Annotated in this window: 19 protein-coding genes and 1 pseudogene; 9 read left to right on the top strand and 11 right to left on the bottom strand. The window is 59.4% G+C overall.

The window, feature by feature from the left end; genetic code table 11:
- Positions 1 to 213: 213 nt before the first annotated feature.
- The 4 genes and pseudogenes from CSING_RS01520 to CSING_RS01505 form a co-directional block, all read left to right on the top strand.
- A pseudogene (locus CSING_RS01520) lies at positions 214 to 816 on the top strand (hypothetical protein); the annotation flags it as partial.
- 101 nt (positions 817 to 917) lie between these two features.
- Positions 918 to 1,946, top strand: a complete 1,029-nt coding sequence (locus CSING_RS01515) for an FUSC family protein (RefSeq protein WP_042529094.1) — start codon at positions 918 to 920, stop codon at positions 1,944 to 1,946.
- A gap of 6 nt (positions 1,947 to 1,952) precedes the next feature.
- Positions 1,953 to 2,390, top strand: coding sequence for a hypothetical protein (locus CSING_RS01510; protein ID WP_042529092.1), 438 nt, complete (start codon positions 1,953 to 1,955; stop codon positions 2,388 to 2,390).
- Between the two features lie 58 nt (positions 2,391 to 2,448).
- Positions 2,449 to 3,249 carry a hypothetical protein gene (locus CSING_RS01505; protein WP_042529090.1) on the top strand — a complete coding sequence of 267 codons (801 nt, stop codon included), beginning with the start codon at positions 2,449 to 2,451 and terminating at the stop codon, positions 3,247 to 3,249.
- A gap of 7 nt (positions 3,250 to 3,256) precedes the next feature.
- On the opposite strand, the gene CSING_RS01500 is transcribed toward CSING_RS01505, so the two are convergent.
- The gene (locus tag CSING_RS01500; protein WP_042529089.1) at positions 3,257 to 4,411 is read right to left on the bottom strand and encodes a YihY/virulence factor BrkB family protein; all 1,155 of its coding nucleotides are present in this window, start codon (positions 4,409 to 4,411) and stop codon (positions 3,257 to 3,259) included.
- Positions 4,412 to 4,495: 84 nt separating this feature from the next.
- Between CSING_RS01500 and CSING_RS01495 the strand changes: the two genes are divergently transcribed.
- Positions 4,496 to 4,972, top strand: a complete 477-nt coding sequence (locus CSING_RS01495; RefSeq protein WP_042529087.1) for an S-ribosylhomocysteine lyase — start codon at positions 4,496 to 4,498, stop codon at positions 4,970 to 4,972.
- 3 nt (positions 4,973 to 4,975) lie between these two features.
- Here the strand turns inward: CSING_RS01495 and CSING_RS01490 are convergent, their stop codons facing one another.
- Together CSING_RS01490 and CSING_RS01485 are read right to left on the bottom strand one after the other, a co-directional pair.
- Positions 4,976 to 5,173, bottom strand: coding sequence for a hypothetical protein (locus tag CSING_RS01490; protein WP_042529085.1), 198 nt, complete (start codon positions 5,171 to 5,173; stop codon positions 4,976 to 4,978).
- Positions 5,174 to 5,247: 74 nt separating this feature from the next.
- Entirely contained in the window at positions 5,248 to 6,384 is a 1,137-nt protein-coding gene (locus CSING_RS01485; RefSeq protein ID WP_042529083.1) for a UDP-N-acetylmuramate dehydrogenase, read from the bottom strand.
- Positions 6,385 to 6,408: 24 nt separating this feature from the next.
- Here CSING_RS01485 and CSING_RS01480 point away from each other — a divergent pair, with 24 nt between their 5' ends.
- The 3 genes from CSING_RS01480 to CSING_RS01470 are packed head-to-tail and all read left to right on the top strand — an operon-like array spanning position 6,409 to position 8,550.
- Positions 6,409 to 6,900, top strand: coding sequence for a DUF2505 domain-containing protein (locus CSING_RS01480; protein ID WP_042529081.1), 492 nt, complete (start codon positions 6,409 to 6,411; stop codon positions 6,898 to 6,900).
- A 25-nt stretch (positions 6,901 to 6,925) separates the two neighbouring features.
- A complete protein-coding gene (locus tag CSING_RS01475; protein WP_042529079.1) occupies positions 6,926 to 7,726 on the top strand; it encodes a class I SAM-dependent methyltransferase in 801 nt (266 codons plus the stop codon).
- A 23-nt stretch (positions 7,727 to 7,749) separates the two neighbouring features.
- A complete protein-coding gene (locus CSING_RS01470; protein WP_042529077.1) occupies positions 7,750 to 8,550 on the top strand; it encodes an LmeA family phospholipid-binding protein in 801 nt (266 codons plus the stop codon).
- A 22-nt stretch (positions 8,551 to 8,572) separates the two neighbouring features.
- Here CSING_RS01470 and CSING_RS01465 read toward each other — a convergent pair whose 3' ends face one another.
- The 8 genes from CSING_RS01465 to CSING_RS01425 form a co-directional block, all read right to left on the bottom strand.
- On the bottom strand, positions 8,573 to 9,013 hold the full coding sequence (locus CSING_RS01465; protein WP_042529075.1) for a hypothetical protein: 441 nt from the start codon (positions 9,011 to 9,013) through the stop codon (positions 8,573 to 8,575).
- Positions 9,013 to 9,303, bottom strand: a complete 291-nt coding sequence (locus CSING_RS01460) for a DUF2516 family protein (RefSeq protein ID WP_042529073.1) — start codon at positions 9,301 to 9,303, stop codon at positions 9,013 to 9,015. The genes CSING_RS01465 and CSING_RS01460 overlap by 1 nt, the downstream gene beginning before the upstream one ends.
- A gap of 3 nt (positions 9,304 to 9,306) precedes the next feature.
- Entirely contained in the window at positions 9,307 to 9,750 is a 444-nt protein-coding gene (locus CSING_RS01455; protein WP_042529072.1) for a CGLAU_01105 family protein, read from the bottom strand.
- Positions 9,751 to 9,765: 15 nt separating this feature from the next.
- Positions 9,766 to 11,085 (bottom strand): DUF445 domain-containing protein, encoded by a 1,320-nt coding sequence (locus tag CSING_RS01450; protein ID WP_042529070.1) that lies wholly within the window; start codon positions 11,083 to 11,085, stop codon positions 9,766 to 9,768.
- Positions 11,086 to 11,853: 768 nt separating this feature from the next.
- Positions 11,854 to 12,225 (bottom strand): hypothetical protein, encoded by a 372-nt coding sequence (locus tag CSING_RS01440; RefSeq protein WP_042529067.1) that lies wholly within the window; start codon positions 12,223 to 12,225, stop codon positions 11,854 to 11,856.
- Positions 12,226 to 12,272: 47 nt separating this feature from the next.
- A complete protein-coding gene (locus CSING_RS01435) occupies positions 12,273 to 13,022 on the bottom strand; it encodes a succinate dehydrogenase/fumarate reductase iron-sulfur subunit (RefSeq protein WP_042529065.1) in 750 nt (249 codons plus the stop codon).
- Entirely contained in the window at positions 13,022 to 15,085 is a 2,064-nt protein-coding gene (locus tag CSING_RS01430) for a fumarate reductase/succinate dehydrogenase flavoprotein subunit (RefSeq protein ID WP_042529063.1), read from the bottom strand. Before CSING_RS01430 ends, CSING_RS01435 begins: the two co-directional genes overlap by 1 nt.
- 15 nt (positions 15,086 to 15,100) lie before the next feature.
- Complete coding sequence (locus CSING_RS01425) at positions 15,101 to 15,856, bottom strand: succinate dehydrogenase cytochrome b subunit (protein WP_042529061.1); 756 nt, start codon at positions 15,854 to 15,856, stop codon at positions 15,101 to 15,103.
- Between the two features lie 403 nt (positions 15,857 to 16,259).
- Here CSING_RS01425 and ramB point away from each other — a divergent pair, with 403 nt between their 5' ends.
- The gene (gene ramB, locus CSING_RS01420; protein WP_042529059.1) at positions 16,260 to 17,666 is read left to right on the top strand and encodes an acetate metabolism transcriptional regulator RamB; all 1,407 of its coding nucleotides are present in this window, start codon (positions 16,260 to 16,262) and stop codon (positions 17,664 to 17,666) included.
- Positions 17,667 to 18,096: the final 430 nt, after the last annotated feature.

Here is an 18,096-nt window from a genome sequence, read left to right as displayed (position 1 = left end):
AAACTTGACACCGTCCATTCAACCGCATTCACTGCCTGCTCATTTGTTCGTCCGTCTGGCGGGGTGTCGTGCGCCGTGACAAGCTTCGTTTAATCGTTCAGCCCGCCTCGCCCTAGTCGAGAGTGGGCTGGATCTTTATCTTGGTTATGCAGCAAGAGTGCACTGGGCAAGGCCGACGTCGTGGTCGCCGGCGGCATCGACGAGCGCTTCATCTCCCGCGCCAACGACCCCAACGAGTCGGAGCTGCACTCCCTGCTGTGGCCGGCGATTGGCCGCGATGAGGACCAGCCGATGTTCGTCATCTCCCAGAAGACGCTCACCGGCCACTCCAAGGCGGGTGCTGCGCTCTTCCAGACCGGCGGCATCATCGATGTCTTCCGCACGCACCGCATCCCGGCGAACGTGTCCCTGGATTGCGTCGACCCGCTCATCGCCCCGAAGGCGCGCAACCTGGTGTGGCTGCGATCCCCGCTGGATCTCGGCTCTGCAGGCCACAGCGTGAAGGCCGCGGCACTGACCTCGCTGGGCTTCGGCCACGTCAGCGCGCTCATCGTCTATGCCCACCCAGGCGTATTCGAGCAGGCAGTGGCTCAGCAGCGCGGGGCGGATGCTGCCACCTCGTGGCGCGAGCGCGCCGAGCAGCGCCTGCGCGCCGGCCGTGCGCACTTTGAAGCTGGCATGCTGGGCCGTGCCCCGCTCTTTGAGGTCATCGAAGGCCGCCGCCTGCCGGCTGACAACGCCAAGGCTGCGGAAATCGCGATGCTCCTCGATGACACCGCGCGCCTCGGCACAGACGGCACCTATTCAGAAAGCTAGGAGCACTCCCCACCTACCCTCTTTTCCCACACGCGGCGGCTTTGCGGCAGTTATTATGAGGACTCACTCACCTCTCCCACTCCCCCTGAAAGAGCCTCTTGATGACTCAGCCGCCGTATCCGCCGCACAACCCGCCGCCGGGCCCTAGGCCGCAAGGAGCCCCTCAGCACGGCGCCCCGCAGCACAATCCCTACGCTAACCAGTCCTTCCCGCCACTGAGTTCTCCCTATGGCAACCCGGGTGGCGGATACGGGGCACCGCCACCCCAGCCCGAACCGCCTAAGAAAAGCTCCATCGTCGGAATCATCGCCACAGTGCTCGCCATTATGGGCACCATTATCGGCTGCATACCCGTCATCTACGTCGTGGGCTGGATCATGCTTGTCGTGGCGTTTGTTACCGGCATCGTTGCGCTTTTCCTCAACAACCAATCCACGATGTGGGGAGTAGCGGCGCTGATCATCTCCGTGGTGGGTAGCCTTATCACGTCACTAGTTTTTTTCTTCTTCATGGCAGCAAAGTTCATCGATTCTCTTCCAGACACGACACAAACCCCGGGGTCGGCGAGCTCCGTCGTGGGTACGACGGTGCAGCCATGGGGCGAAGAGGAGACGCCAGAAAGCACAGGCTCCCCTACCCCCACCGCGACGGAGTATTTCAACAGCGTTCCCGACGAAAACGGCAACCAGATCCTTGAGGAAGGAACCCCTGGATCGCGTTCCACCCCGCTGCCTCTCAAGACAACGTTGCATGGACCTGAATGGGCGGTGGACGTCAGCAACCTCAACTTCGACGGTACTGACGAGGTCATGGCCGCAGATCCGTCCTATAAGAAGCCAGAAGCAGGTCGAAAGTACTTGGTTTTTGACTTGACGCTGACGTACACCGGTAACAAGACCGACGCTAGCTCTGAGATGGCGTTCCTCTACCGCGACCCAGGCGACGATGGAGATAAACATCCCCTCTTGCGGGACGTTGACGGCTTTTTTGACACGGACACGCCTTTCCAGCCGCACGAGAAGCGCACCGGCAGACTTGCTGTCAGTGTGCCTGAGAACGGCGCTGAAGACGGTACCTTCGTTGTTGTCGCACCTGGCACTGAGATTCCCTTCCACCTCGCTTTGAAATAGGACACTATGACGCAACCTCCTTATGGCCCCTCCGGTTTCCAGCCTTCATCTGCACCGCCTCCCCAGAATGGGCCGTATGGCCAACAGAACTTCTACGGTGCCGCGCAGCCGCCACAACCGCCGCAGCCGCAATCCAACGTTATGGGAATCATCGCCTTCATCGCGGCGCTGATCGGATTTGTTCTTGCCTGCCTGCCCTTCATGTTCCTGTTTGACACGGTTTTTCTCGGCACTGCCGTCATTGTGGGATTTACTGGTTTGCTCATGAAAGACCAGAGGAATCTCTGGCCCATCGTTGCGCTATGTACCGCACTAGTCGGGGCAGTCCTCGGCTTCATCATTCAGATCGCACTAACCGTCGGCCTGTTTGTGCTGTTTGAGGAGGGGGCCTCGTGGGAAGACACGTTGACGAGCTACTCGACGGAACAGGTCGAGCACACATAGTCAGTTAGGCACCTTTCTTCCCGCACGAACCTTCTCCACATCTGAAAGAGTTCCTCACATGACCGATGCCTCTGCAAAGGAATCACAGCCCAAGAAGGACCGCCTCGGTCTAATTGCTGTGGTGCTCGCTCTGGTGGGCACGCTGCTGGCGTGCCTTCCCGTTGTGTACATCGCTGGCTGGGTCATGCTCGCTGCGGCTGGGGCCACGGGGTTTGCCGCGACCTTATCTGCCCGGCAATCCACCCCGGTTGGTGTTGTCGCCATCGCCGTCAGCGTCATTGGAAGCGTCGTGGCTGCTGCCGCCCTTGTCGTGCTTCCAGAGTCCATGGACGCCACTCCGGTTACTGCCCAGGAAGTGCGCGCTGCACCGAGCCCTACGAGCACCTTTCAACTGACTCCGAATACTGACGGCGAGCACTACATTCTCGATGGCGACGAAGGCTCGAGAAGCGACCCGTTGCCGTTGAACACCATGTTATCTAGCCCAGAATGGCAGCTGACAGTGAGCAATCTTGTGGTCAATAACTCCGACTCTCTCGTTGCCGCCCATCCCCTACTTCCCCGGCCCAGAAAAGGGCGAGAGTATATCTCGGTCGACGTCACCATCACGTACCTAAGCGATAATCCCGACTACCTCAATGTGCCACTGCTTAGCTATAGCGACCATTGGGCTTTGAAGAACCGAAAATTGGACGGGGCATCAGTCAACTCCGATAACGAGCTGTATAACCCCCTATCGCAGGCAAAGACCCGAAGTAAGACACTCATTTTTAGTGCCCCCTCCAAGAATGCCGAGAGCGGCAACATCGTGGTCTCTGATCCCACCACGAAAAGCTTCATCTACTACTCGCTGAAGTAGCGCTCAACTACTCGGGCTGTTTCTGCCGCGCGTTATCGGAAATCTCCCGCGCCTTGTACTCAAGGCGCTTCTGCGCACGGGCCTGGGCACGGGAGGATGCATCCGAGCGTGGCGGGGCTTGGATGAAGCGTTCCGAGTGCATCCCTAGCTGCAGCTCCTTTGCACGCAGCACCTCGGCATCAATCTTGATGCCGACAATGAGGGACGTATTCATCAACCAGATGGCCATGAAAAGAGCCAGGATGGTACTCAACGCGCCATAAGCACTGGCTCCAGCAAGATAGGTGATGTAGAGGCCAAACAAGCCCCAGACCCCAACGGTGCCCGCGAGTGCTGCCACGGAACCGTAGGTGATCCAGCGAAAACGGCTCGGCCGCACATTGGGGCTGAAGTGGTAGAGCACCGCAATCAATGTAAGGACCACGACCACCGTGACCGGGAAGCGCAGCCAATTCCACACGGGGAGGAAGGCTTGAACCAGGTAGGTAGCGGCATCTTCAAGGCCAACCTGTCCGGCTAAGGGGTAGATGGCCTCGCTAATGACGGTGTCACGCAGCAAATTGGCAAAGAGCACGATGACCGCACCAATGACAATGATGGCGGTCAATCCCCACATCAGCGACCACGTACGGATGATGCCGCGACCTTCTACCCGCCCGTACACGGTATTGGCTATGCGCGCGAAGGCCCGCACATATGCCGAAGCAGAAAACAGGGAGATAGCCAACGACACGATCAGGGCCAAGGTACCTTGAGCACTTGAACCGATAATCGCGCTGACGACGACATTCGCTTCCTCCGAGAAGGAGCTAGGAATGTACTGTTCAATAAATTCCGAGGTCAGCTGCTCTACTTCGTCCTTGCGGGAGGAGAAGATAAGAGTGGCGATGGAATAGGCTGCTAGTACCGTGGGCGCAAACGCCATGAGCGTGAAATACGTCATCCCGGCCGCACGGTCTGTGAAGGCATCATGGAAGAAGTCATTCCACGTGCGGCGAAGGACTAGGCTCCAGCTCTCGCGGCGCAGACGGTTACCTTTGGCGAAAGGATCGCGGGCATCGCTGTGCCCCTCGACCTCAAGAATGTTCGAGCTCTTCCACGGCACAATGGTCTCTGGTCTCTCGACCGGGACAGCATTGCCCCCGATTTCCTCGTCGCTCATATCTGTCCAGCGTATGCGGTACAGCATCCGTTCAGGGTCAGGACACTCTGGCCAAGACCTGGATAGCAGTTACACTGGGGAGGCATGACTGAGAACAACGCCGAGAATAAGATCAACGTGAAGTCTTTCGAGCTCGACCACCGGCTTGTCGACGCCCCCTATATCCGCGTTGCCGACCGCACCGACCTGGGCGGCGGGGTCGAGATTATCAAGTATGACCTGCGCTTCTGCCAGCCAAACAAGGCGCACCTCGGCACGGAGGCGCTGCACTCGGTTGAGCACATGATGGCCAACTACATGCGCAACTACACCGATAAGCTCATTGGCTTTGCCCCGATGGGTTGCCGCACCGGCTTCTACGCCATCACCAACGGCATGGAGCAGGATGAGCTGCTCCGCGCGGTCGAGGGCGCGCTCAACGACATCCTCAACGCAACCGAGGTTCCCGCCGCCAACGAGGTGCAGTGCGGGTGGGGCGCCCACCACTCCCTCGAGGGCGCGCAGGAGGCTGCGCGCGATTTCCTCGCGGCGAAGGATGAGTGGCTCAACGTCATGGCCTAAGCGCTAGTGCTCAAGGCGTCGGATCTGGGTACGGGCGAAGAACAGCCCTGCGACGCCGAGCCCCAAGACACTCGCCATCAAAGTGCAGCGCGCTGCACTGAACTCCGCAAACAGGCCTGGGACTAACAGGATCGCCACCGCACAGAGAAGGGCCGAGACAAAGAGAAGGATGGCGAAGAGAACGTCTTTGGGGATGTACATGTTTTGTCCTTTCTGGGCACCTAGTGTTTGCGGCGGCGAGTTAGCAATTCAACGCTATTTTAAATATTTCGTACTTATATTTCTACCCCTAGCCAGATGGGTTCTGGCTCCAGCGTTACTCCGAAGGCCTTCTGAACCCCGGCGCGAATCTCGCGGGCCAGCGCGACAATATCGTCTGCAGTGGCCGCACCGCGGTTGGTCAGGGCCAGGGTGTGTTTGGTGGACAGCGTTGCGCGTGCACCGGACTCTTCGCCCGGGTAGCCCTTGGCAAAACCGGCGCGCTCGATAAGCCAGGCGGCGGAGAGTTTTTCCTTTCCTTCTCCTGACGCGGCGTCCCCTCCCGACGCGGTGGTCCCACCCACCACGTGTCGGGGCATGCGGTCCGCATCCTCATCGCCGCGGGCGGCGCGGACGGCTTCTTGGATGGAATCGGCGAGCTTCGGTTCCACAATGGGGTTGGTAAAGAAGGAACCGGCTGACCAGGTGTCGTGATCTTCTGGGTCGAGCACCATACCTTTGCCGCGGCGCAGCTTCAGTACGTCCTCGCGGACCTCGGCCACGGGGCGGCGCTCACCGGGGTTCTGGGTGAGCTGACCAAAGCGCAGGGGCCTTGACAGGCCGTCGGTGGTCAGCTGGAGCTCAATGGCCAGCACCACTCCACGTCCGGTGAACTTCAGGTTGGAGTAACGATAGGCCAGCTCTAGTTCTTCAGCCGGCACCCACGATGCGGTGCGGGTAGCACGCTCATAGAGGTAGACCTGGGTGAGGACGTCAGATGTCTCGGCACCGTATGCGCCCACGTTCTGCACCGGCACCGCACCGGCATTGCCCGGGATACCGGAGAGGCACTCGATGCCACCCAAACCACACTCCACGGACAAGGCCACGACGTCATCCCACACCGCGCCGGCATCAGCACGGAGGAGTCCATCCGCCACGGAGGCGTCGATGGCATCGAAATCGAGGATGACCACGACGACGTCGAGCTGGCCTTCGGCCACGACGAGGTTGGAGCCGCCACCGACGACGAGGTAGTCCTGGGAGGCGTCGTCAAGCGCGGCCAACGCTGCAATTGCCGCTTCCGCACTGGCACAACGCACCGTCACCAGCGGGGCGCCACCAATGCGCAAGGTGGTGAGATCAGCAAAGGTGGTCTCGGAATCGAGAGTGACACCGTCCAGTTCAGCGAGGGTCATGAATTTATCTAGCACGTCTACCAAGGTAGTCTGTAACTCATGTCAACCCGTAGCGAAAACACCGTTATCATCAACCAGCCCATCGATAAGGTGCACAAGGCACTGACCACCCAGGAATACTGGGACTTCATCGTGGCTAAGCTGTCCCCGGAACCGGGCACCGTGCACGAGTTCACCGGCAACACCGCCGTGCTCTTCGAGATTCTGCCGACCTCCCTCCTGCCGGAGGCCGTGCGCGCCATGGTCTCCCAGGACCTCAAGGAGAAGCGCACCGTGACCATCGGCGAGGTTGTCGATGATCAGATGTCCGTCTCCTTCGTCGCTGACGTCAAGGGCACCCCGGTCGACTTCAAGGGTGACATCACCTACAAGGGCCAGGGCGAGACCACTGCTCTGGATTACGTCACCGAGGTATCCGTCAACATCCCGATGATGGGCGCTGCCATTGAGCCGAAGGTGGCTGAGGCCCTGCAGGAGCTCTACACCAACGAGGGCAAGCTCACCGAAGAGTGGATCTCCAACAACCTCTAAACGTGTAACACCTTCCGTTACTGTCATGGCCGATCACGCGCATAACCTGCGAGCGCAGGAAAGCGCTGGTCGGCCTTTTGGCGTTATCACCAGGGGTACGACCAATCCCAACCGCCTGCGCCGCTGTGACCGCTGGATGGTCGCGCATCCAGAGATTTCTTCCCTGCTGCGCTCCACGCACGAGCCGCTGGCTCTCGACGTCGGCTACGGCGCCTCCCACACCACGACGGTGGAGTGGGCAGGCTGGCTGCGCCGCATCAATCCGCGCACCCGGGTGACGGGTTTGGAGATTTCCCCCGAGCGCGTCCTGCCACCACGTGATGGAGTGACATTTGAGCTCGGCGGATTCGAGCTGGCAGGCTACCGTCCGCAGCTCGTGCGCGCCTTCAACGTGCTGCGCCAATACGACGTGGACCAGGTTGAGAAGGCCTGGGACACGGTGACCTCCCGCCTAGCGCCCGGCGGATTCTTCGTGGAAGGAACCTGCGACGAGTTGGGTCGCAGGGCCGCCTGGGTGCTTCTCGACGCCTCCGGTCCCCGCACACTTACCCTCGCCTGGGATCCCTTCGATGTGGAGCGACCGAGCGATCTAGCGGAGCGGCTGCCCAAGATCCTGATCCATAAGAATGTTCCCGGCGAGCCTATCCATGAGCTGTTGCAGGCGGCTGACGACGCCTGGGATCGCGCAGCCGGTTGGGCGCCCTATGGCCCGCGAGTGCGGTGGCGCATGGCCCGGCAAAGCTTGGATATGGTCCATCCCGTACACCGCCGCCTGCGAGATAACGTGCTCACAGTTGATTGGGACGTTGTAGTTGGCGGACTTTAAGACCATGCGCCACACTGGTAGTCATGGCTTCTTCTACATCTCGTGCCGCAACGGCCTGGAAAATCTTCATCGGCGTGCTGGTAGCGCTCCTGCTCATCATTTTGCTAGCTGAACTGGGACTGCGCTGGTTCCTGGGCACCCAGATGAAGGACCAGTTTGTCCAGTCCGCCAAGGACCAAGGCGTGGAGACGTCGGAAGAACCAGAGGTGAGCTTTGGCGCCAGCCCGATGATCTTTGGCATGCTCAACGGCAAGATCCCGCAGATGGATATGAAGACCCCGTCCACTCTGAAGATTGAGGGCACCAACATCACCGGCCAGCCAGCGGCAGATGTCCACGTGGAGGACATGACGTTGTCCAAGGAACCGGTGGCGGGCTCCCTGCGCGCCTCAACCACGGTTCCGGATCAGTTCCTGCTCGCCAGCTTCCAGAAGGCCATTGCGGATCAGTCCGGCTATGACGCCCTAGGCAACCTCGTCGTCACGGGGATTACTGCCCACGATGCGGAAGATAACCTCTCCGTGGAATTTGCTGGCGGATTAGCGGAGCTCGCGCTCAAGCCCGAAGCCCGCGATGGCAAGCTCGCCATCAACGCCGAGAAGGCCTCCCTGTTCGGCTTCGACCTTCCAGAGCAGGCCACCACGGCGATCTCTGATGCCTTAGCGGAGGGTATGGCGGAGCAGCTGGCGGGTCAGCAACTCACCTTCGAATCTGTCGATGTCGGTGCTGGCGAGGTCACCCTCACCATGGTCGGCCAGAATGTACCGATGAGCGAACTTGATGCTGCTACGGCTCCTGCGCCAGCAACCGCCCCCGCCAACTAGCCTGGTTCAGAAGCGTTCAGTGTCAGAAACGTTCCATGGGTAGCTGGGAGTCCAGCTGAGGAAGCTCCTCGTCGTGTGACACGACGAGGCACTGATATCCCGCCTGCTCAGCAGCGCGGGCAAGCTCAGCACAGGGCAAAGAGGCATCGGCGGGGAGGATGAGGCCAAGCCGCACGGGAAGCGGGCACGCTTCGCGGAGGGTGACAAGCTCGGAGAGGAGCGAGGTGGCGTCGCCAAGCGCGGCGTCCACCGCAACCCACACCTCCGCCGCACCGGATTGCACAGCCAGACGTGCCTCCGCGGCTTTCACCAGGGAGTGGTGGCGCCCAGTGGGATAGCCGGCCACGGCGATGATGTACTCCGCCCTGTCAGCCGCAAGAACGTGGTGCGGTGAAACAACCACTCGCTGGCCAGGCGACTGCGCACGGACCTCCTCAAGGGAAGCCTGAAGGAGAACGCGCATCAGTAGGAGTAATCGCCGTTGATGATGGCCTTGAGCTGCGGGCGCACATCAAACCAGTACAGGCCAGTGATGATGGCACCTACCCATCTGACAAACGGCAGCGGCGTGTTCATCAGCAGTGCTGAACCGGCTAACAGGCCTACCCAGACCCACTTGTTCTGGCGATCCCCGGCACGGAAGGCGTCCTCACGGGTCATGGCGGCGAGGATAGCGCCCAGCAGTGCGAAGAGAGACACCGCCATAAAGGTGTAGCGCGGTATCGAGGCAATAATGTCAAGAAAAGTGTGCATTAATTAATTCTCGTCAACGACTTCGCCGTCAATGATGTTGTCATTCGGTTTCGGTGAATAGGGATTACGCGGGCTCTGCGGCGTCTGACTCTCAGCGCGCTTGTCCTTGGCGTTGTTGATGGCTTCCTCAACACCATCGCGGGTCTCGTTGAAAGCGGTGGTGAAATCCTCTCGAGCCTTCTCGAAAGACGCGGAGTTACGGGTTTCACGCGCCGCGGAGGAGACGGACTCACCCAGGTTCTTCGCGGTGGAGGTCACGCGGTCGAAGAAAGACTCTTCCTTTGCGGTGCCATCCCCCATGCCGGCCGCATCAGCGGCGCGGGCGATGCGGTCTGCCTGAGCGCTCTGAGCTTGGTTCTGGCGTTCCTCCTTGAAGCGGCCACCGAAGTCTTTGGCCACATCAAAAGCTGAAGTACCGGCATTCTTGATTGAGTCAAATACGGACATGGTCGTCACTCCTTGTTAGATGCCAAAAAGTAGGTGATTAACAGTGTAGATAACCAAGCCAGCCAGTGCACCCACCACGGTGCCGTTGAGACGAATGAACTGTAGGTCCTTGCCCACCATGAGCTCAATATTCTGGGAGGCCTCCTCCGCATCCCAGCGCTTGATGGTCTCCGGGATAATCGCGATGATTTCTGGCGCGAACTTCTCCACGGCATAGCGCGCGGCTTTGTCCACGAGCTCGTTGGCTTGGGCCAGGAACTCGGAATCCTCCAACAAGCGGTGCGCCAGTTCCTTGACCTTGGATGTAATCTTCTGGCGCAGGAAGGACTCTGGGTCATTGAGCTGGTCAATGAGCGTGGTTGAGACCGTGCGCCACATGGCCGCCGGCGCCTGCTGCGCTTGGTCAGAGGCCAGCATCTCCTGCTTGATGCCTTCGATGCGCCCGCGCATGTCCTCATCCCACTGCAGGTCTGAGGCCAGCTTGGACAGGTTGCGACGAATGGCCAGGCGGGCCTCGTGGTTACCGTTGTGGCGAACCTCGTTGGCAAATTCAACGAGCTCGGTATAGACCTTCTCCCCTACCATCTCTCGGGCAAAGCGCGGCGCCCAGCCAGGCATGCGCTCATCGATAGCCGTGACCACGGTGGCCTCCATGCCCAGGATTTTTCCGTGTGCCCACTCAATGAGGTCATCCTCCAGCGGACGCGCCTTGCCGTCCGCGATGTAGCCTTCCAACAGCCTGCCCAGCGGCGGTCCCCACTCCGGTTCAGCGAGACGGTCCATGACTTGGGTCTTGATAAAGTGCTCTGCCTCAGCTGCATCCAAATCCGACACCACGCTGGCAGCGCGCTGCCCAATCCACGCGGAGACCTCCTCCGCCTTACCGGGCTCCACACCCTGGCGCGCCAGCCACAGCGGAATCTCGGCCTCCCGCACCTTGGCGCTGAGCGCATCCGCGGTGAGGAAGTTCTCCTCCACGAAGTCCTTAAGCGCATCACCCACGCGGTCCTTGTTATTCGGAATCAGCGCGGTGTGCGGGATGGGCAGGCCCATGGGTCGGCGGAACAGCGCGGTGACCGCAAACCAGTCCGCCAGTCCACCGACCATGCCGGCCTCGGCCGCCGCGCGCACGTATCCTACCCACACCGGTGCCCCGCTTGCCGACGCCTGCCACCACGAGCACCCCAAAAAGATCACTGCCGCCACAATGAGGAAGGACAGCGCAATCGCCTTCCAGCGGCGCAGGTCCGCCCGACGGGCCTCCTGGTTTCCTGGCTGCGGCACAAACGACGTCTCCTGAGTCGGCTCAAGCCCTGCGTCTGCGCGGTGCGTCATGGGTGGTTCTCCTTGGGGTCTTAGAAGCTAAAAAGAATGGGCACATGTCATCTTCAATCCCACTGAACAACACTAGTTGGTACAAAGGGCGCCCTGAATTAGGGAGGTTAAGCCACATAGCCTTCCATACAATAAGCCGCGAAGTACGCGATGGTCTTGCTTAGCACACACTTGCGAAACCATTCTAGAAATAAGCGAAGCTGACTTTTGCACATTTCTCCTTATCCCTTGACGTGCGCGGAAAGGACAAATAGCTTTAATTCAAGGCCCCTCAAAACGCTCATTTTATGAATTGTTCACGATCAATAACACGGGTTACCGGGGGCAGTTTAGGAGCAAATAAAATGTATGTCCCAATGTCTCGATCCCTAATTCCCCTCGGAATCGTAGTAGTTGCAGCAGGGTTCCTCGCGTTCGGTGTTATCGACCTAACGAATTTTCTATGGGTAGCGGGAACCCAGGTGGCGGCATCTGCCATTCTTTTCATGGTTGCATTAGTAGGATCCAAAAATGATAAGAGGAAGCAGCACGAAGATACTTCTCGTTAGTGCGTACAGTTAACAGCACAGTGTGATCGATCGAAGCTTATTGCAGCTTTTGACGTCGCCAAGCGCCCAGCTCCCTGCCTTCTTCTTTGTAAATCCCCTCCCGCACACCTAGCCCGAAACGCCAGCAACCCCCACCTCCTCACATGGTCTCCCATGTGTTTGGAGGTGGGGGTTGTTGCGGCAGTACAGAAACTTAGGCGTTCAACGTCCTAGGAGGTGCCTAGTTGATGCGGCCGGTTTCCTTGCGGTACTGGCGGTAGTAGCGGCGGCCGAAGTGGATGGTGCCGAAAGCCAGGACAGCGATAACAACGAGGGAGATAGCACCCACGATGATGTTCGGCTGGTAGTCAGCACCGGCGACGCCCTGTGGGAACTGCCACGTGCCGAGGCCCCAGATAAGGATGCCGGCGGCCGGAAGAAGGGAAAGAATCAGGCCCATGCCGATCCAGGTGGAGGCGCGCAGCAGGGAGGAGTGCGGTGCACTGTAGGACACGGGGTCGTAACCCTCGATGTAGGAGTCCTGAATCTTGCCGGAGAACTCCGGGTAGGTCTCGCTGTGGTGATCAGCAACTGCCGGGTTAAGGTCGCTCATGGCTGAAACTTTCTCTCGTTCCTGTTAATCCTGTGAATGACTATAGCTTAGTCGTCCTTGCCGCGGAAAGCAGCCCGTGCACGTTCGCGGGTAACTGCAGACACAGCGGTCAGAGGGACGCCAGCCGGGCAGACGTCGGCACACTCGCCGTAGAGCGAGCAGTGACCGAAGTTCTGCTCCAGATTGTCCACCATGTTGCGGGCGCGGCGGCCACGCTCTTCCTTGCCCAGCGGCATGAGGGAAAGGTGAACCAGCTTGGCACCCGTGAACAGGTGGGCAGCGCCGTTCGGGCAGGATGCCACGCAGGCACCACAGCCGATGCAGGCGGCGTGATCCAGTGCGTACTCGGAGGTCTCGTGATTGACGTGCAAGGTGTCAGCATCCGGAGCGGTACCGGCATCCATAGAGACGTAGCCACCCTGCTCCATGACGTCATCCAGCTTGGCGCGGTCGACGATCATGTCCTTGATCACCGGGTAGGCAGCGGAGCGGAACGGTTCCAGCTTGATCTTGTCGCCGTCCTTGAACTGGAAGAGACGCTGCTGGCAGGCCGGGGTGTTCTGACCCGGGCCGTGCGGGCGGCCGTTAACCAGGAGGCCACAGGTACCGCAGATACCCTCACGGCAGTCGGATGCGAATGCAAACGGCTCAGCGCCGGCCTCGACGAGGCCTTCATTGACGTGGTCCAGCAGCTCCAGGATGGACATCTGCTCGGCGGCATCGGAGACCTCAACGGTCTCGAACTTGCCTTCTTGCGTCGGTCCGGCTTGACGCCAGATCTCAAGTGTCAGTTTCATTACTTGTAGTTCCTTGTCATCAGCGGGATCGAATCAAAGTACAGCGGCTCAGCGTGGCGAATGAATTCGCCCTCAGCTGCGCCTGGCTCCCATGCGGACACGAAGCACCAGTTGTCGTCGTCACGCTCGGCCTCGCCGTCCTCAGTGAGGTGGTCCTCACGGAAGTGAGCACCACAGGACTCGTCGCGGTCGAGAGCGTCGATACACATGAGCTCACCCAGGTCGATGTAGTCGGCAACGCGCAGGCCGTACTCGAGAACCTGGTTCATATCGTTAGCATCACCAGTGATGCGGACGTTAGCCCAGAAGTCCTTGCGCAGGGAGCGGATCTTATCGATGGCAACCTTGAGGTCCTCAACGTTACGAGCCACACCGCAGCCCCAGTAGAGGATGTCACCGAGCTGGCGGTGGTAGTGGGCCGGACCGTGGGGGTTCTCGCCGCGAACAGACATGAGGCGGTCGATGCGTGCCTGTGCACGAGCGATGGTCTCAGCTGCCTCAGCAGAATCCTCAGCCAGCTTCTCCTCACCAAGGTGACCAGCCAGGTAGTTCGGGATAGTGAACGGGAGAGTGAACCAGCCGTCGACGGAAGCGGACAGCAGCGAGTTAGCACCCAGGCGGTTTGCGCCGTGGTAGGTCCAGGAGCACTCACCGGCGGCGAAGAGGCCATCGATGGCGGTCATCTCGTTGAAGTCTGTCCACAGGCCGCCCATAGTGAAGTGGCAGGTCGGCGCAATACGCATCGGGGTCTCGTAGGCGGACTCACCAATGGCCTCTTCGTACATTTCGATGAGGTTGGAGTAACGCTCACGGATCTTGTCCTTGCCCAGACGCTCGATAGCGTCGCGGAAGTCCAGGTACACCGAGTTATGCAGCGGTCCAACGCCCAGACCCTTGTTGATCTGCTGGGAGATGGCACGGGATGCCACGTCACGCGGGACGAGGTTACCGAAGGCCGGGTAGCGACGCTCCAGGAAGTAGTCACGCTCCTCTTCCGGAATCTCATTGGCAGGACGGTCATCCTTCTCCTTGATCGGAGACCAGATGCGGCCGTCGTTACGCAGCGACTCGGACATGAGGATGGTTTTGGACTGCCACTCGGAGTTGACCGGCAGGCCCGTCGGGTGGAACTGGATGAATGCCGGGGAGGCCAGGTAAGCACCGTTCTCGTAGGCACGCATCATGGCGCCAGCGTTAGAGTTCTTAGCCAGCGTGGACATGTGGTACACGTTGCCGTAACCACCGGTACCGAGGATGACTGCGTGGCCGGTGAAGGCCTTGAGCTCGCCGGTGATGAGGTTGCGGGTCACGATACCGCCAGCACGCTTCTTGCCACCGTCGTTAAAGGTGATGATGTCCTGCAGGTCGTGGTGAGCGAAGAGCTCAACGTTGCCCAGGCCAATCTGACGGTAGAGCGCCGAGGTGGTGGACAGCTGCAGCTGCTGACCCGTTTGGCCACGGGTGTAGTAGGTACGGGACACCTGGACACCGCCGAAGGAACGGGTTGCCAGGGTGCCGCCGTACTCACGGGCGAACGGAGCACCAATAGCGTTCATGTGGTCGATGACGCGGATGGACTCAGTAGCCAGACGCCAGCAATCGGACTCGCGGCAGCGGTAGTCGCCGCCCTTCACAGTGTCCTTGGTGTGGCGGTATGCACCGTCGTTATCCACTTTCTTGTGGCGGGAGGAGTTCACACCACCCTGCGCAGCAATGGAGTGCGCACGGCGCGGAGAATCGTGGTAGGTGAATACCTTCACCTTGTAGCCCAGCTCGCCGAGTGCAGCGGCAGCGGCGCCAGCGGCAAGGCCGGTACCGACGACGATGATCTCGAACTTACGGCGGTTCAGTGGGGAGACGAGCTCCATGTGGTCCTTCTGGTAGGTCCACATGTCCTTCATCGGGACGCCATGCGGCTCGTGGGACTCCAGGATTCGGCCCGGCTTCACGCCTGGGACGATGGACTGTGGATGCGAGAAGTCAGGGTGCTCGCGCTTCAGATCGGTGTTCGCGTTCGCATTTTGGTTAGCGTTCGCGGCAGACACGGGATTCGCGTTAGTCATGGGTTCAAAACTCCTTTAGCTGACCCAGCCCAGGGCGACGGACAACGGCATAACGATGTTCGCCAGGCACACAACGGCCGGGACGATGTACGCCAGGACGACAAAGACCTCACGCCACTTGGCACCGGTGATGCCCAGGTCAGACGCAGCGAGACGAATGCCGTGGGTAAGGTGCAGGAAGAGGCAGAGCATGGCGATGACGTAAATGATGGTCACCGGCCAGCGCGAGAAGGTAGCGATCATGTTGGCCTTGACCGCACCGTGGACGAAGGCCTCCGGGGCAACCGGCTGCACACCCATGGTCAGGTCCAGGATGTGGAACACGATGAACAGAAGCAGCACAATGCCGGTGACCAGCATGGTCTTGGTGGCAAAGGAATCCAGTCCGCCCATCAGGTTGGTGCGCTTAAACTTGCCGCGGGCCGCGTTGGAGCGAGCGGTCAGCGCAAAAGCACCGTAAATGTGAGCAATGACGCAGGCAAGCAGCACGATGCGGATAATCCACAGCATGTGACCGTGCGGAATCAGCGGAGCGCCGAGATCACGCAGGAACGCACCGTATTCGTCAAGGTGCACCGTACCGTTCTCATCCGGCAGGTACAGCTTCAGGTTGCCGGCCATGTGCCCCACCACAAACAGTGCGAAGAACAGGCCAGTGATTGCCATCGTCAGTTTCAAAGCCCAGGACGGAATTCCTGGCTTAGGACGAATCGATTCATTAGTAAGACGGCCGTGAGCGAGGGCTTCACGGTCAGGATTTTTTACAGACATGACACCTCCATAGTCGTCCTTACCTTACGCAGGCCTTCGCGCTGGCCACTACTTAAATCCACTCTTCATGCCCGCACCTACCCGCGCTGACTACACCCGTAGAAACTCCATAAGGTTAGGATCTCCTAAGTTACGGATGTGGTTACACCGCTCTACCTTGACCACTTCCCTTTACGCAATATTGTCCTTGCGTAAACATTTGCGGGGTGAGACTTTAGTCACAGCATGTGGCGCGAGTGACGACTCCACCCCTTTAGGTGTCAAACTTTCGCATGAGAGGGGTGCCGCAGATAGACGCCCGACACCCCAGCGTCACCCCCACTTCGCAGCGGAGTTAAAATGCTTCACACATTATTTGCAAAACTATTGTTACAACCGAAAGGTGATAGGTAACCTAGCTCACATGAGCAAGACATACGTAGGTTCGCGCCTTCGCCAGCTGCGCCGCGAACGCGATCTCAGCCAGGCCTCCCTTGCCGCCACGCTGGGACTTTCCGCTAGCTATGTAAATCAGATCGAGCACGACGTGCGCCCACTTACCGTGCCGGTCCTTCTTCGCATCACTGAAGTCTTTGGCGTTGACGCCACATTCTTCTCCCGCGACGATGACTCACGTCTGCTCGCAGAAATCCAGGATGTTGTTCAAGACCAAGAGATTTGCCCCTCCCCCGTTGAACTTCAGGAACTCTCCGAGTTGGTCTACAACCACCCCACTGTGGCACGCACTCTCGTGGATATTCATCGGCGCTACCGCAACATTCGCGACAAGCTCTCCCTAGCCACCGATTCCCGCCGCTCCGACGGCGGCCAAGCCCTCTCCATGCCTCACGATGAGGTTCGAGATTTTTTCTATGCTCGCCAGAATTACCTCGACGAGCTGGACAACCATGCAGAGGGACTCGCCACAGAACTAGGCGTAGCTCCCTTCCATATCCGCGACATCGAAAAGGCACTGGGAGAAAGGCTCGTCTCCCAGCACGGCGTCGAGCTCATCACCACCGACCGCATGGACGGCACCCTTCACCGTTTCGACAACAGCAGCGGTACATTCCGCCTTGCTAGCCGCCTGAGCGTGGGACAGCGCGCCTTCCGCATGGCCGCCGAATTGGGTTTCCTGGAAGCGGGCAAGCTCATCGATGAACTCGTGGATGAAGAGCCTTTCACATCAGACGCGTCCATCAACTTGGCTAAACGCGGCATCGCTAACTATTTTGCCGCTGCAACGCTTCTGCCCTATGGCCTTATCCATGGCGAATCCGAGAAGTCTGGCTATGACGTGGAATACCTCTGCAATGTGTTCGGCGTCGGCTACGAAACGGTTGCGTCGCGGCTCTCCACGCTTCAGCGCCCCAACGAGCGTGGCATCCCTTTTACTTTTGTACGGGTGGACCGCGCCGGCAATATGTCCAAGCGGCAGTCCGCCACGGGCGTACACTTTTCCAATTCTGGCGGCACGTGCCCACTGTGGAATGTGTATGAGTCCTTCTCCCGCCCCAACACCATTTCGCGCCAGCTCGCACAGATGCCGGACGGCCGCAACTACCTATGGATCTCCCGTACGGTGAGCTACCCGCAAGGTCGTTTTGGAGATACCAACAAGCTTTTTGCCATCGGCCTAGGCTGCGAGGCTCGTCACGCTGACCGCACCGTGTACGCAGAGGGGCTCAACCTTGAGGATTTATCGGCGGCAACGCCCATCGGTGCCGGCTGCCGCACCTGCCCTCGGCAGAACTGCGCCCAGCGCGCGTTCCCCGCAATCAATGAGGAGCTGGTTATTGACGCCCACCGTTCCGCCGTCGCCCCCTACTAGCCGGAAACACTGCACTGATCACCACGCTCCGTTAGCCTTCCGGCCGTATATACGCAATCTAAATAATAGATCTTTACACCATAAACGTGGATGAATTTAATAACGTGGGGAGAGGTCTCCACTGACGCGATTCTCAATGTTCCTCTCAAACACGCAGGTTTTACGCCCACTATAGCTTTGTAACCAGCACGAATGACGAGATTTTACATCACCAAACACGTTCGAAAAGTTCATTGAAGCAATTTTCACATTCAAATTTCCACAACACCTTGGCGCTAAACCTTCTACAATGAAGGACGAACCGATAAACACATCGAGAAAGGACGATTAATATGAGCAGCTTCGCAGAGAACACCCTTGGACAGCTTTGGGGCCTGGCAATCACCATTGTCAGCCTTCCCTTCGCACTGTCCTCCAAGCTCTTGGGCTA

The organism is Corynebacterium singulare (genome assembly GCF_000833575.1).
Taxonomy (GTDB): Bacteria; Actinomycetota; Actinomycetes; order Mycobacteriales; family Mycobacteriaceae; genus Corynebacterium; species Corynebacterium singulare.
Note: the sequence above shows the minus strand (reverse complement) of the source record. Positions and strands in the feature narration are given on the sequence as shown.